Source organism: Mycetohabitans sp. B3, assembly GCF_021498065.1.
Taxonomy (GTDB): Bacteria; Pseudomonadota; Gammaproteobacteria; order Burkholderiales; family Burkholderiaceae; genus Mycetohabitans.
In genome coordinates, this window is the sequence record NZ_JAHLKN010000036.1 from 113,786 (window position 1) to 129,478 (window position 15,693).

11 protein-coding genes and 1 pseudogene are annotated in these 15,693 nt (G+C 61.6%); 7 read left to right on the top strand and 5 right to left on the bottom strand.

Features of this window, described 5'->3' with window-relative positions:
* Positions 1-111: 111 nt before the first annotated feature.
* A complete protein-coding gene (locus tag KQH55_RS11460; RefSeq protein WP_076786183.1) occupies positions 112-975 on the top strand; it encodes a hydroxymethylpyrimidine/phosphomethylpyrimidine kinase in 864 nt (287 codons plus the stop codon).
* A 310-nt stretch (positions 976-1,285) separates the two neighbouring features.
* Here the strand turns inward: KQH55_RS11460 and groL are convergent, their stop codons facing one another.
* From groL to KQH55_RS11485, 5 genes are all read right to left on the bottom strand, one after another.
* Entirely contained in the window at positions 1,286-2,926 is a 1,641-nt protein-coding gene (gene groL / locus KQH55_RS11465; RefSeq protein ID WP_076786182.1) for a chaperonin GroEL, read from the bottom strand.
* Between the two features lie 41 nt (positions 2,927-2,967).
* Complete coding sequence (gene groES, locus KQH55_RS11470) at positions 2,968-3,258, bottom strand: co-chaperone GroES (protein WP_076786181.1); 291 nt, start codon at positions 3,256-3,258, stop codon at positions 2,968-2,970.
* A 171-nt stretch (positions 3,259-3,429) separates the two neighbouring features.
* On the bottom strand, positions 3,430-5,559 hold the full coding sequence (locus KQH55_RS11475; RefSeq protein WP_235090984.1) for a TonB-dependent siderophore receptor: 2,130 nt from the start codon (positions 5,557-5,559) through the stop codon (positions 3,430-3,432).
* A gap of 808 nt (positions 5,560-6,367) precedes the next feature.
* Positions 6,368-6,844, bottom strand: a complete 477-nt coding sequence (locus tag KQH55_RS11480; protein WP_076796122.1) for a hypothetical protein — start codon at positions 6,842-6,844, stop codon at positions 6,368-6,370.
* A 48-nt stretch (positions 6,845-6,892) separates the two neighbouring features.
* Complete coding sequence (locus tag KQH55_RS11485; RefSeq protein ID WP_235091011.1) at positions 6,893-7,807, bottom strand: glutaminase; 915 nt, start codon at positions 7,805-7,807, stop codon at positions 6,893-6,895.
* Between the two features lie 717 nt (positions 7,808-8,524).
* Between KQH55_RS11485 and KQH55_RS11490 the strand changes: the two genes are divergently transcribed.
* From KQH55_RS11490 to KQH55_RS11520, 6 genes and pseudogenes are all read left to right on the top strand, one after another.
* A complete protein-coding gene (locus KQH55_RS11490) occupies positions 8,525-9,406 on the top strand; it encodes a L,D-transpeptidase (protein ID WP_235090988.1) in 882 nt (293 codons plus the stop codon).
* Between the two features lie 15 nt (positions 9,407-9,421).
* On the top strand, positions 9,422-10,120 hold the full coding sequence (locus tag KQH55_RS11495) for an MFS transporter (protein WP_076796125.1): 699 nt from the start codon (positions 9,422-9,424) through the stop codon (positions 10,118-10,120).
* Between the two features lie 750 nt (positions 10,121-10,870).
* Positions 10,871-11,986 carry a LysR family transcriptional regulator gene (locus tag KQH55_RS11500; protein ID WP_235090990.1) on the top strand — a complete coding sequence of 372 codons (1,116 nt, stop codon included), beginning with the start codon at positions 10,871-10,873 and terminating at the stop codon, positions 11,984-11,986.
* An 869-nt stretch (positions 11,987-12,855) separates the two neighbouring features.
* Positions 12,856-13,065, top strand: a pseudogene (locus KQH55_RS11510) (MFS transporter); the annotation flags it as partial.
* A gap of 124 nt (positions 13,066-13,189) precedes the next feature.
* Positions 13,190-14,350, top strand: a complete 1,161-nt coding sequence (locus KQH55_RS11515) for an MFS transporter (protein ID WP_076786173.1) — start codon at positions 13,190-13,192, stop codon at positions 14,348-14,350.
* Positions 14,351-14,521: 171 nt separating this feature from the next.
* Positions 14,522-15,343, top strand: coding sequence for an EAL domain-containing protein (locus KQH55_RS11520; RefSeq protein WP_235090992.1), 822 nt, complete (start codon positions 14,522-14,524; stop codon positions 15,341-15,343).
* The last annotated feature ends 350 nt before the right edge of the window (positions 15,344-15,693 follow it).

Here is a 15,693-nt window from a genome sequence, read left to right on the forward strand (position 1 = left end):
GCGTCGCTGCCTAGCAATGGCTATGCAGCGCGGCCGATCCATTCGAAGACACGGGTTCATGTCACCCATGCCGCGGCCATCGCCATCCCCTTGTAACGCTTCACGCCTTCCATGTCCAGCGACGCCCCTCCGATCGTTCTCACCTTTGGCCTGTCGGACCCGACCGGCGCATCAGGCCTGCAGGCCGACCTACTCACGCTAGCCAGCATCGGCTGTCATGGGGTGTCGGTGTTGACCGGCTACGCAGTGCGCGATTCGGCGGCCGCCGGCGACGTGACCGGCCTGGACCCCGAAGCGGTCGCGTCGCAAGCCCGGATGCTACTCGAAGACATGCCGGTTGCCGCCTTCAAGGTCGGCGCGACGACGCGGGCCGAAATTGTCAGTGCGATTGCGGAAGTTGTCGCAGATTATGACGATTTGCCGCTGATTCTGGTTCCGGACTTCACGCTCGACGAGCAGCACATGCTGGCCGGCGACGAGTTGCGCGAGTCGATCGCGGAACTACTCGCGCCCCAGACGACGTTGCTGATCGCAGACCCGGCGACCCTTGTACAGTTGGCACAGCCGGATTCCGACGCCGATCCGATCACGCTCGACGGTGCCATTGCCCACCTGCTCGGGCAGGGCTGCGAATACGTGTTGTGCACCGACGCGCGGCCTTCGCAGCTGCTCAACACGTTGTTCAGCGAAGAAGGTCAGGTCCGTCAGGATGCATGGGACCGCGGCGGTGAGCGGCTGATCGGACTTGCCGATACGCTGAGCGCTGCGATCACGGCACTGCTCGCCAATGGCCAGGATCCAGGCGAGGCAGTGCGCGAGGCGCAGGAGTACGTGCACCAGGCGATCCGGCACGCCTATCGACCGGGCATGGGCGGATACCTGCTAGACCGCTTCTTCTGGGCCCGCACCACGGACGAAGGTCAAAGTCCGCCAGCTGCGGAGCCAAACACGCCAGCCGGCGTGTTGCGCCATTGACCCGGCCCGCTGCCGTTCACGCGAGACAAAACGCCCTCCTGTTCCGGCTACCGTGACCAGCGGCTAGCGGCAGCAGTCAGCGCACTATAAAAAATGCACCGTTGCAGCGGCTCATTGCCGATCTTGCGGGCTTGCTCCCCCCAATCGCGCCATACCGCGCCAACAGCGCAGCCGCATAAAAAACAAACCCCATGTTCCGAAAAACATGGGGTTCGTCAGCAGTCTGAACCCGCATCGCTACGGGTTTTTTGGGTCGGGGGAGCGGCGCCCCCACGGGGCGCCGCCCGGACTCCATTCGGCGCGAGCCGAATTACATGTCCATGCCCATGCCACCCATGCCGCCCGGCATGCCGGCCGGCGCCGGTGCGTCTTCCTTCGGCAACTCGCACACCGCCGCATCAGTCGTCAGCAGCAGGCCAGCAACGGACGCCGCGTTTTGCAGCGCGGTGCGCGTGACCTTCGTCGGATCGACCACACCAGCTTCAACTAGGTCGCCGTATTCGCCGCTCGCCGCGTTGTAGCCGTAGTTGCCCTTGCCGGCCGCCACGGCCGCGACCACCACGCTGGCCTCTTCACCGCCATTCGCCACAATCTGGCGCAGCGGCTCTTCCATCGCACGCAGCACAATCTTAATGCCGGCCTCTTGGTCGGCGTTCTCGCCCTTGACGCTGGCGATCGCAGTACGGGCACGGATCAGCGCAACGCCGCCACCCGGCACGATACCTTCTTCAACGGCGGCACGCGTGGCGTGCAGCGCGTCTTCGACACGCGCCTTCTTTTCCTTCATTTCGACTTCGGTGGCCGCGCCGACTTTGATCACTGCCACACCACCCGCGAGCTTCGCGACACGCTCTTGCAGCTTTTCGCGATCGTAGTCCGACGTCGCTTCTTCGATTTGCGTGCGGATCTGCTTCACACGCGCCTCGATGTTCTTCGCTTCGCCCGCGCCATCAATAATCGTCGTGTTTTCCTTCGCGACTTCGATCCGCTTAGCTTGGCCCAACTCCTGCAGCGTGGCCTTTTCCAGCGACAGGCCGGTTTCCTCGGCGATGACCTGACCACCGGTCAGGATCGCGATATCCTCGAGCATCGCCTTGCGACGATCGCCGAAGCCAGGCGCCTTGACCGCAACGGTCTTCAGGATGCCGCGGATGTTGTTCACCACCAGCGTCGCAAGGGCTTCGCCTTCGACGTCCTCCGCGATGATCAGCAGCGGGCGGCTGGCCTTGGCCACTTGTTCGAGCACCGGCAGCAGGTCGCGGATGTTCGAGATCTTCTTGTCGTGCAGCAGCACGTACGGATTCTCGAGAACAGCGACTTGCTTATCCGGGTTGTTGATGAAGTACGGCGACAGGTAGCCGCGGTCAAATTGCATGCCTTCGACGACTTCGAGTTCGTCGGCGAGCGACTTGCCGTCTTCGACGGTGATCACCCCTTCCTTGCCGACTTTGTCCATCGCTTCAGCGATGCGCTGGCCGATCGACGTGTCGCTGTTGGCCGAGATCGAGCCGACTTGCGCGATTTCCTTGCTCGTCGTGCACGGCTTGCTGATCTTGCGCAACTCGTCGACTGCGGCGGCAACCGCCTTGTCGATACCACGCTTCAGGTCCATCGGGTTCATGCCCGATACAACATACTTCATGCCTTCACGCACGATCGATTGCGCGAGCACGGTCGCCGTCGTCGTACCGTCGCCGGCGTTGTCGCTGGTTTTGGAAGCCACTTCCTTAACCATTTGCGCGCCCAGGTTCTGCAGCTTGTCCTTCAGCTCGATTTCCTTCGCGACGGACACACCGTCCTTGGTCACCGTCGGGCCGCCGAAGCTGCGCTCGAGCACGACATTGCGACCCTTCGGGCCGAGCGTCACCTTCACTGCGTTGGCGAGAATGTTCACACCCTCGACCATCTTCGCACGGGCGGAATCGCTAAATACGACGTCTTTAGCTGCCATCTTCTAACTCCTTGAAATCTTTGGAAAGCCGAACGCGACCGTTACTTCTGGACGACCGCCATGATGTCTTCTTCGCGCATGACGAGCAACTCTTGCCCATCAACTTTGACCGTTTGGCCGGCATACTTGCCAAACAACACACGGTCGCCCACCTTGACGTCGAGCGCGATTTGCGCGCCCTTGTCGTCACGTTTGCCCGGGCCGATGGCCAGGACTTCGCCCTGATCAGGCTTTTCAGCCGCTGCCTCGGGGATCACGATGCCCGACGCAGTCTTGGTTTCCTGGTCCAGACGCTTGACGATGACGCGATCGTGCAAAGGACGAAGGTTCATACACACTCCTTTTGTATTCAGGCTGAAGAACGCTTTTTAACGTTGGCGCCCGGCAAGCCAGGCACCCTGGTGGCACGGGTTGTTAGCACTCACGTGCGACGAGTGCTAATTATATGGACGGGTGAGGACTATTTCAAGAACCCAAATTGTCCCTAGCGCGCAGCATCGCGCTTACAGATGCCACTTAACCGTGGCCGTCAGCGTACGGGGTTCACCAGGCATGTTGAACATGTCAGCATTGCCATGCGCCGAGATGAAATAGCGGCGATCGAACAGATTGTCCAGCGTCAGCGTCACATCCATTTTCTTGCTGCGATAGCCGGCGCCCAAATTGAATACGGTAAACGAAGGCAGCGTGACCTGATCGCTCGCAGAGGCGTAGCGCGCTGATTGGAACTGTGCGCCGGCGGCCGCGTAAAAGCCGTAGGGAAGCTCGCGCTTGAGCCACAGGCTTGCGCTATGGCGTGGCATCAGGCCCGGCGTGTTGCTGGCCAGCGTCAGCCCGGCCGCCGTCGATTGCGGCGATCCGTCAACCGTGCCACTCAAATACGCATAACCGGCATAGACGGACCACTTCGGTGCGATTTCGCCGGAAAAGCCGGCCTCGAAACCCCGTACGTGCTGAGTGCCGATCGGCAGCGCATAGCCGGGGTTGGCCGGATCGCCAATTTGTTGGTTCGTTTGCCGCATGTCGAACAGCGCAACCGTAGCCGTCGCCTTGCCACCGAGGTCGAACTTCGAACCGACTTCGTATGCGGTGGTCTTTTGCGGCGCCAGCGCTGCGCCATTGGCGAACGCACCCGAGCTGATCAGGGTATCAGCAAGCGGCGAGAAAGACTGGCTGAGCGAGCCATAGAGCGTCAGCCACTCGAGCGGCTCGTAGATCAGCCCGACGCGCGGACTCCATGCGCGGTCGGTACGGGCAAGATTCACGTTGGACGACGTGTAATCGTGGCGAATCTGATCCAAATAGTCAAAGCGCAGGCCGGCGAGCAGCTTCCACTGCGGTGTCAATGTCACCAGGTCCTGCGCGTACACGCCGGCCAGGCCGACAACCGTCGCTGCATTCGTGCGCGCCGGCATCCCGGCCGGCACGCCAGGTAAATCGATCAGCTGTGGATGGTACAGATCATACGTTGTCACTTTCGATACGCCATAGATCGTGTCGAATTTCTGCTGCTGCGACAGTTCGATCCCATACAGCAGTTCATGACGCATGCCGAGCAGCGTCGCTTGCTGCGTCAGCTCAAATACGCCGTCCACGCCATGCTCGGTCCGTTGGCGCGTCGACTGGTCGAGCGTGACGCTCGGGTGCACAGCCGCCTTGATCGGCTGGAACGTGACATAGTTTTTCCGCTCCAGTGAGAAATCATAGGCACGCAGCGCGCCGTGGAAGGCTAGCGAATTGTTGAAGCGGTGATCGAGCGACACCGTTGCACTTTTCGCCAAGGCGTCATTGTATGAGCTGTTCGCCGCATCGGCAGAGCCGTAGTAAGTGTTGATCGGCACATCGACCGGCCGCTCCCTATAGGCAGGCAAGCCCTGATCGGACGTGCGGCGATCATGTAGGTAGTCGAACTCAACGTTCACTACTGTATCCGGACTCAGCTTGAATTGCGCCGAAGGCGCGACTGCTTGGCGGTTCAACGCGAATTGATCGCGAAAACTACGCGAATTATCCACGGCGCCGGTGATACGCAAGCGTGCCGCATCACTCGCGTTCCAGCCCATGTCGATTTCACCGCGACGCTCGCCACGCGAGCCAAGCATCACGCCGATATCCCGCACTGGCTCCGCCTGTGGCCGCTTAAGCACACGATTGACGATGCCCCCTGCCGAGCCGCGCCCGTACAGTACCGCTGCCGGTCCTTTTAAAATCTCGATCCGCTGCACATTGGACAAGTCGCGATAGTACATCGCGTCGTCGCGTAGGCCGTCGACATACTGGTCCGTGATGCTGTTAAAGCCACGGATCGTGATTTGGTCGCGCTGGCCATCGCCGACTGAAAAGCCGACTCCCGGCACGTTGCGCAACGTGTCCTGCATCGATGCCGCATTCTGGTCATCGATCACCGCGCGTGGCACGATGTTGATAGTCTGCGGCACATCCATCAGCGACATGTCCGTCTTAGTGCCGGCACGCGAACAGCTTGCATCATAGGATCCATGCGCGGCCGACGCGCTGACCGCAATCGTGGGCAGCACGGGCTGTGTAACCCCGTCCTGTGCAAAACCCGACTTTACGCTGATGAATAAAGGGGCGATCAGCAGAGCACGATAAGTCTTTTTGTTACGCGTCATTGGTAATATGCCTACGAGTTGCGGCGAAAAGGCGCGCTAGAACCCTCGTCCGGGCAGCGCGGACACTTAGAACAGGCTATAAGCCACTAAATAATAGTGATAATCATTTACATTATCAACTACAATAGCAGGGTCGCCACCGGTTCGTCGTTGCGCGCTCACGACAAGCAGCATCGCCGCCCCACCCGTCCCCCACAGCAATCCACAGCATCGCAACGCACAGCGTCGCAACGATGTACATTGCGCCGTCCATGCTGCTCGTCGCGGTACGGCCCTCGCCGATTCATTACCCCAGGCTAATCATGCCGCTGGACAAGTCGATGCTGCTAACCAGTGCAATGCCACCGGCTGCCGCCGTACCCGAGAAATGTCAGCGGACGGTTCCATCCAGAACACCGGCTGCGCGATACGTGCGCAGACCGCGTGACACGGCGCCGAGCGCGTGCAAAACCTACGATAGAACTTCGTCAATGCCTTCCTTCAGAACGAAACTATAATAATGCGCTGATCACGACGGACCGTAGTGCCTGCGCTGCGGCACTTGCTGGAGCAGCGCGACCAGCATGTTGAGTCATGCGCACAACGCGCACGCCCAGGCCAAACGTGTGCAAACAGGCAGCACGGATGTGGACGTGCCGCATGATTGGCCGCTCCGAATCCATTACGCCATGCAGATTCGATCCCGACTGTTTCGACGCACGTGCATGATGATCGTTGCGAGTTTGCTCGCCGCGTGCTCGTCGCCCAAACCGCTGTATCAGCAAGAACAATTTGATGCGACGAGCAGTCCATACACGCGCACGTTTCATCAGAAGGCCGCCCCCCCAGCCGACGCACCGCTCAAGATGAACATGCCCGTGATGCCGACTCCGTCGGCCATGCCACTGCAGGTCCGCTCAGCCGGCGCAGACGTCGAAGCGGCCGCCGCTGCGTCGGCTGAAGCAACCCCAAAATCTGCACCAGCATCGGGTTCCATCGCAGCGTCGGGCGCCGTTGCCGTCCCGGCTTCCAATGTGGGTGCCAGTCCCGCTCGAGCGCCAGCCTCTACCTCCATGCCGGCGCCAGCCGTATCGATCCCGGCTTCGGTGTCCCCCGCAACGTCTAACGCGGCACCCGCACCCGCAGCCGCAGCCGCATCGGCTCCAGCATCGACTCCGGCATCCGCTCCGGCGCCGGGCTCAACTCCGGCAATGATTGCCCCGCTATCTTTATAAGGTATCGCAGTATCAGCGCCGCTCGAGACGTATCGGCGATCTAACGCGATGCATTCCCGCTGCCGTGACATAAACGCCGCCCGCGCCTAGTTTGCGCGGCACCAGGTCTGCGCGACGCGTCAAAATATTGACCGTCCGCTAAGCGTCGTTAGCCACTCGAGCGCCTGCATACCAGCCAGTGAATTGCCGTTCGTGTCCAGCGCGGGAGACCACACGCAGATGCCGAACTCCCCTGGCAATACCGCAACAATGCCGCCACCGACGCCGCTTTTGGCGGGCAATCCAACACGGTAGACGAAGTCTCCGGCGGCATCGTACGTACCGCAGGTGAGCATTAATGCGCTCAAGCGTTTCGCCGGGCTCGCGCCGAGCACGCGCTCGCCACTGTGCGGCACCACGCCACCGTTGGCCAGGAATAAGACCGATCTAGCCAGGTCGACACAGTTCATTTCGATCGCACACTGCCGGCAATACGCGTCGATCACCGTGTCCACTGACATCTGCAGGTTACCGAAGCTCTTCATGAAATGCGCCATTGCGCGATTTCGGTCCGAATGCGCGAGTTCCGATTCCGCGACGTTGGCACTGTAGTCGATATCCGAGCGCCCGGCCAGACGACGCATGAATTGCACGAGCGCTGTTTCCGCCTGGACGAAACGCCGGCATAGCACGTCGGTGACAACCAGGGCACCTGCATTGATGAAGGGGTTACGCGGCACTCCGTTTTCATGTTCGAGCTGCACCAGTGAATTGAACGCATTGCCCGATGGCTCCCGGCCAACGCGTTGCCACAACGCGTCGCCTTGCAACTGAAAGGCCAGGGTGCACGCAAACAGTTTCGAGATGCTCTGGATCGAGAACGGAACCCAAGCGTCGCCGGCGCAGAAGACCTCGCCTCGCAACGTGACAATTGCCATGCCGAAATGCGACGGGCCGACCTTCGCAAGCTCGGGAATATAGTCCGCGACGCGGCCTTTGCCGAGCCACGGCGTGACGTCGTGCTGAATTTTATGAAGGATCGCCTGATAGTCCATTGCGGCAGGCCGTCGGAGATCGCGGGACCGCGATTCTAGCGGGGCCACGGTCTGCTGTCGACCCATTGTCGAGTACGCCACACACACGTAGGCGTCGTCGACGATACCCGTGCGGATTTGCCGGGGTGGTCCATTGCCCTCTATATCGGCATTCGGGTTGACGTCGGCCGCGTGTGCGCCGTCGCTGCGTTCCAACTTCTTGGGACTGCCGCCGCACACCCAGCGGCACGCTGATAGGTGGCGCGAACTCCCGCGGTGCGGCACGGTCTATTGGCGATGCAAAAAACACACCATCCATCACCTATTCTCCATCGACCAGCGCACAACGCACAACACTCAGCTTGCGGCCGCTCTCAGTTTGACTGCACTTCGGCCAGATTGCTGCACGGCCGTATGCTCACGCTCGTATGGATTGCGCTAACGCTTTGGACACCGATGCCGGCGGTGGGCTCATCACAGCAGTCCGACGCAAGCGCCGGCGCACACGCGGCCGAACCTGCGCCGCGGCCAAGATTGACCGCACAATCGACCGTCGACACAGTCAAACCGATCATCGAAACGGCGTCCACGCCTATCGCGTCACCCGTCCCCAGTTCATCTGCTGCCCCGGGCTCATCTGCTGCCCAAGGCTCATCGGCTGCCCTGGGCTCATTGGCTACCTCGGCCTCCGGGCAACCGGCTGCCCCGAGACAATCGTCTGCCGTAGACTCATCATCGATGCCGGTTCCAACGCAAACGCCAGCCTCGTCACCCGCGCGGCCACCGGCCCAACCCACGGCCTCGGCCACCCACGCGCCACCGTCCACCGCCCCCGTACTGCCGCGCTATACCAATGTGCCTTCTGCGCTCGACTATCGGAAGCTGTATGTGCAGTCTGTCAACCGCACCCTGTCGATACCCGCCGCTGCCCAAGCGCACTATGGGCAACTGCTGCAGAACGCGCTCGCCCAAGCCGGCTTGCCTGACGTGGCAAGCGAATTCGTCGCCGTCGTGGACCGCAATCCATTCGTACAAGCATTCGTGTTGATGTGGCGTCAGACGCCGTCGGATCCTTGGCAGGTGATTGGCGCATCGCCTGTTTCTACCGGCATGCCAGGTCTCTATGACCATTTCATCACGCCGCTCGGGGTATTCCGGCATACTCCGGACAACATGGACTTTCGCGCCGAAGGCACGTTCAACGACAATGGCATTCGCGGCTATGGCGCGCGCGACCAGCGAATCTACGACCTCGGATGGACGCAGGCACAGCGCGGCTGGGGTAACCGCGCAATGAGCCAGATGCGGCTGCAAATGCACGCTACCGATCCCGGCCGGCTTGAATCGCTGCTCGGCATGCGGCACTCGAAAGGCTGTATCCGAATCCCGGGCACGCTCAATACGTTTTTGGATCACTACGGCATACTGGACGCTGACTATGAGACGCGCATCCGGGAAGGCCAGCTCCTATGGGTGCTTAAGCCGAATCGCGAGGCATCGCGCTGGGCCGGGCGCTATATCGTAATCGTCGATGGCGGCGCAACACAGCGTCCGACGTGGTCGCCGGTGCCGCGCGGCGCCAAGGTCAAGCATGGTGCGCAGATCGACACCGCCGACTGATAGGATCCGCGTCCGATAGAGGCTTGGTGCACGCCGGCGGCCGTCACGTTGCAGATCGTCACGATCGTGCTGTTCACGTTCCTGTGCTACCTAAGCATTGGCTTGCCGCTCGCGGTGCTGCCCGGCTATGTCCATGACGACCTGGGCTATGGCTCGGTCATTGCCGGCGCTGCAATCAGCATCCAATACGTATCGATACTGCTCATGCGGCCACTCGCCGGCCGCATGGCGGATAAAATCGGACCCAAGAAGACCGTCATGCGCGGCTTGCTCACATACGGGGCAAGTGGCGTGCTGCTGGATGCAGCGCTATCGTTGACCGTATTCGGCACGCTGTTTTGCGGCGCGCGACTGCTATTCGCCGGTGCCATCAAAAAGCATGGCGGCTTTCGCGTCGCCATCGCATCGTTCCTGGTCGAAACATGCGGCCTGCTGACGCTGTGGCTCGCGCCCATCCCGCAAGTAGCGCTGGCCGGCGCGGCGCTGATCGGGTTGGGTTTCGCGCTGGTCTTCCCCGCACTGGGTGTCGAAGCCGTCGCGCTGGTGCCACCGGCCAGCCGCGGTGCGGCGTTGTCCGCCTATTCCGTATTCCTCGATTTGTCTCTGGGCCTCACCGGGCCCCTGGCTAGACTGATCGCCAGCGACTTCGAGTATGAATCGGTCTATCTGTTTGCCGCAGTCGCCGCTGTGCTGAGTATTGTATGGGCGCGCTGACATAATAGACTGAGGCACTTCGCCGGCCTAAGGGAGCCGCTTCGCGGAACGCCAGCTCCATCGCGCTAACCGAAAACAAATCCAAACCAATACAGGAAAATTTTTTCTAATTTGCACGAATATCGGAATTAAAAACCAAAATAGTCGAATACACCAAGACAATATTACCGAAAATGCATGGCATAGTATCTTTTAGACACCAGCAATCCTACGGCACAAGAGCGCCGGGATAATTTGAAACTAAGCGTGGAGTTATAGGCGCCAGCTGTTTTCCGACCGTGGCCAATCGTCGAGTCGCATCACGATAAAGTGGTAAAGCCGAGCGAGCCGGTGAAGATATTCATCTTTAGCAGCCTAACAACGGCCGCGTATGCAGACAGTTATTCACTGAATGCAACAACGGAACAGAATTGCGTGCACCTGTTTACAATTTTGAAATAGCTGACACAAAGCGCCGAAGTTGCATCTACCCCGTGTACGGGAGGGCAGATGCATGAAAGTGCCGCGGTACTGGGGACAATAACATGATATCGGAGCGCATTACGCGCTGCGGGTGCGTCCACTCATCGATGCGATCCGCTTACCAATTGTCGATTTTTGTCGCTCCCCGTTTGCTTGATCTCCGCAATCCTCTATAAACTGTCTGAGATCCCGAATGGATTTCCCCAACGGAACACCGAAGGCCGGGCAACTTTAATATGGGAAAAACAATCGGCTGTCAAACATAACTTTCTCGACCACGAGCTCAGAATGAATCAGATCCAGGCCATGCGCGTGTTTACCCGGGTCGCGGAAACACAGAGTTTTCGGCGCGCGGCACAGCAACTGAATGTCTCCAATGCCTTGGTCACGCGTTCGATCGCGACATTGGAAGCCCACCTGAACACGCGGCTTATCAATCGCACGACACGCAACGTGTCGTTGACGGAGGCAGGATACGTTTACCTACAGGGTTGCCGTCGACTGCTCGAGGAACTTGACTTCATCGAAGCAACCGTGGTCAACGGTGACGACGAGCCTCGCGGCACATTGCGCGTCGCCGCTTCGGCATCGCTTTGCGACGAATTGATCGGACTGGTCGAAGAGTTTCGCCAGCGTCACACACGGATCCGCTTACATGTCACGCTGGGTGACCAGGCCGTAGACGCGCTCGGCGACAGCTACGACGTCGGTCTAGTGCAAGCCGCGGTGGCGCCGGGTAATGGACTCTCCAGCCAGATCCTGAGTTCGTGCGCGTCGGTGATCGTCGCTTCGCCGGATTACCTGCTCGAGCACGCCGCGCCGCAAACGCCCAATGACCTGCTTGCGCTGTCGTTGCTAGCGCAATCGCACAGTGACCGCAGCCGGCTCTGGCATCTGCGCGATGCGCACGGCGCCGAGTACCAGTTGGCGATGCCCGAGCCGATCTACGTGGTGAACAGCGCACAGATGCTACGCGCCGCGGCTGTCGGCGGCATGGGCATCGCGTTGCTGCCGCAGCGTGTGGTCGAGCGTGACGTGGCCAGCGGCAGCCTGGTCCAGCTATTGCCCGACTGCGAGATTCTGGAAAGTCAGACCACGCTGTCCGTAGTCTACCCGGAGCGGCAATACATGGCGGCTAAGACGCGCGCCTTCGTCGAGTTTGTCTGCGCACACTACGGCCAGGCCGACGACAGTGGCTATGACGCCGAGCAAGGCACCCCTGCACCGCAGTGCAACGCAGGCCGCGGCACGCCAGAACGGCAACATCCGGCCGACGCGATGGTCACACGCGGCAACCCAAGCGGTTCGGCCAACAGCACGAAGAGTCCGCACGCCACGGCGCAACCGGCATCGCGCCCCGCGGCGCCATGGCCTTTTGCGACGGGGGAGTGGCGCGTCAGTTGACCGGCCACGCCTGCGCCTGACGAGGCCACAGCCGGCGCGCCACGTCGCCGCGTCAATCCGTGACGCATGCGATAGGTATTCCTCGGCGTCACCGTGATAGCCGCAGCACTCGGCCAGCGCATCGGCTTCACGCTCGTGTATCTCGACGGGAAAATGCGACGCAGCGAGCATGCCACGTGCAACCTCTCCGGCACCCGCGAGCCGCTCGGATCGACAAACGCCCGAATCCCGTTAACCTTGCCGGGATGCCATTGCGAGACCGGTCCGAGCACGTAGTCGACATCGTCGCGATCCGCGCACTCGAGCAAGGGCGGCACGGGCCAAATATCCGGCTCCACCGGCAGTGCCAATACGAATTCGCGAACAACGAGAGTGATGGCCGTCGAATACTGTGACAAGGGTGCGGCGTGCAGCGTCATCGTCCGGCATGACATCCATTACATCACGCCCAAGATGAACACTCGCTGACAATCCGCACTGATCGCACAAAAAACGTACCGTTTCCCGTACAGCCCGCGCAGTGCCGCCCGCGGCCGGCACTGCGCGCGAACTGCCGCTCGGCCTATGACAACGCGTCGCTGCCGGAACTGGCACTGGCGCTCATGCGCGAAGAAGCAAGCGGCTATTGAGCCATGCTCAACGAAGGGCTCACGGGTGCCCGCGGTTCGCCGCCGGCGCCGGGCGACACGGCGGCACAGTATGAGCTGATGGCCGCGCGGCGCACGACTGGTGCGCAATCGCCGGCGAATCGCCATCGACGACGTCCGGCAGCAGGGCTTCCCCGGATACAGTAAGATGGTGTTTCACGGCCTCCGGGGCACGCGCACCCTGCGTGCCCGAACCGCGGTTCCCCACCCCGAAGCCTGCCCATGCCCTTGCCGCTCATCACTATTGCCATTGTCGCCTTCGGCATCGGTACCACCGAGTTCGTGATCATGGGATGGCTGGTAGACGTGGCGCGTGACCTGCGCGTATCGATTCCGGCCGCCGGCATGCTGGTGTCCGGATACGCGCTGGGCGTCACGATGGCGCTCGGTGCGCTTGGGCTGGCAGCTTGGAACAATCTGGAGCGGCGCGCGCCGGCCTGCGTAACACCTTCCTGAGCGCCAGAACAACCCACGCCGCCTGCTGCGATCACCCGCGGGCGCGGCGCCACGATAACGGGCCTGCCGCCATTGGTACGCCGGCCCCATAATACTACGAATGAAAGCTATCTTTACACGCGACTTCTTTGCGTTAATCGTCAGCGTTGCCGTCGTCGGGCTAGGCATCGGCGCCACGTTGCCGCTCACCGCCCTGGCGTTGATGCAAGCCGGCTATGGCTCGCACGTGATCGGCATGCTGACCGCCGCGCAGGCGGGCGGCGGTATCGCGATCGTGCCATTCGCAGCACGCATCACGTCGCGTATCGGCGCACGCCGCGCCATCATCGGCACGGTGTGGATAACGTCGATCGCGACGCTTGCGATGCAGTTGACGGTCAACCTCATTGCCTGGGCGCTTCTGAGGGCGATCGCTGGCGCCGCTTTGATGCTGCTGTTCACGATCACCGAAGCCTGGGTGAACCAGCTCGCCAACGATCGATCGCGTGGGCGCATCGTCGCACTGTACGCGACCAACTTCACGCTGTTCCAGATGGCTGGCCCGCTGCTGGTCAGCATGATCGCCGACTACCCGGGATGGCGTTTTGCATTGTGCGGCGCGATCTTCCTGCTGGCGCTGCCGGGGCTGTGGATGATGCGCATCGCCCACGACATCGGCCCAGCCGACGATGAACCTCATGGCGCCTGGCAAACGGTATTACCCCGCATGCCGGCACTAGTGGTCGGTGCGGGCTTTTTTGCGCTGTTCGATACACTAGCCTTGTCGCTGCTACCGCTGTTTGCGATCCACCATGGCGTCGCAACGGAACTGGCCGTCGTGTTCGGCTCTGCGATCCTGCTCGGCGATACGGTGTGCGCGTTTGCCCTTGGATGGCTGGCCGATCACGTCGGCCGGGCGCGCGTGCACTTGGGCGCCGCGCTGGTCGTGGCGCTGCTGCTGCCGACATTGCCGATGATCGCCGCGCAGCCGTGGCTGCGCTGGCCTGTGCTAATCGTGCTCGGCGCGGCCGCGGGCGGGATCTACACGTTGTCGCTGGCGGCGATCGGCGAACGTTTTCGTGGCCCGGCGCTGGTCACCGCCAGCTCATTGATCGGTGCATCGTGGAGCGTGGCGAGTTGCTTTGGGCCGATGATTGCCGGCGCGCTGATGCGCACGATCAGCCCTGACGCGCTGGTCGGCGTGCTGTTCGCCGGCGTCGTCATGTTCATCTGCGCGCATCTGTGGGAACAGCATGCTGCGCGGGCCGCGACGCAAGGCTAAACAAGAGCCGTGAACTGCCCGGTTCACCAGCCCGAACATAAAGCCACCGGTATCAGCAACCTTCGAGCACCCGGCGCATCGGCGTGCGACCGGTGGCATGCCGCTCGGCGCAACCGCGTCAGCCAAATTTTTGTCGATGCGACAGCCGCGGCGACTGCTACTATTTCGATAATGATTCCGCCGTCCCTTCCTGAACTCGTCGCCGCCGCGGTACGCCATCCTTACTTCGCCGAGCGCGTGTTGCTACACGCAGGTGCAACGGCGCACGGCCGGCACAATGGCCTGGAGTTGACCAGCCAGTACCAGCCGATCTTTGACGTGGGCTCGCGGGGCTTTGCGCAATCGTTGGCCGCCGATGCGCACGCGGCCGACCGCTTCGGCGACGACATCGGCTACCAGGCGAGGACACAGGCCGCGTCAGCAGGCGCGGAGCGGACGCCGGTGCGCGATCCGTTCGACTCGACCGTCGACGATCAGGATCTGGTGGCACTGGACCGGCTGTCGCGGCTTGTGCACGCGATCAACTTCTTCGGCGTGCAGCGCAGCGGCCTGCTATTTCTGAACGTGCATGAACGGTTATTGAAGAGCGTCAAGTACGACCACGGACGCCATTTCTCGACCGTGCTCGTGTCGCTCGGCTTGAATCCGGCGCGTGTGGTCATCGAGCTGCCGGAGATGGCCGTCGCGCATCGCACGTTTCTTGGCTACTTGACCAAGAGCTACCAAAGTTATGGCTTCAAGGTCGCGGGCAACCTGCCCAATGCCGGCCAAATTCTGTCAGTGTCGGACATGGCGCGGCTGGACTTCATTAAAATGAATTCGGGCTCGGCGTTGCGCGATGCAGTGGTCAAGCCACTGGTGAGTTACGCGAGCCGGCTGAAGATCCCGCTGATCTTCACGCACGTCATGGACGAAGCGCAGTTCGAGTTACTGCAGCAATACGATGTGCGGTACGTACAAGGTCCGGTGTTTGACTCGGTCGGCTCGATCTAGCGGACCGCGCGAGCGTCGTCTATCCGATGCCGTGCATCAACACTCCAGCGCGCAGGCCGGCGGCCATGCTGTGCCAAGCGCGGCCTCGACTTCCTGCTCGATTGTGACGACCGGATAGCCCGTCTGTCTCGGTCCGCATCGCGATCGCGCGTGTCGATTTCACAACCGACGTGCCGTCAGTCTTGCGCGACACCGCGGGGCTGGCGCAGACTGCACGCTACGCGCCGCGTGCGGTGCGGCCATGGCTGTGCCGCGCGCCGTGGACGCGCCTGCTCCATCCCAACTTAGAACGCTGAGGTATTTCGCGATGATCCTGTCTTCCACCGAGTCATCCCCGACGCTCCCCCCCC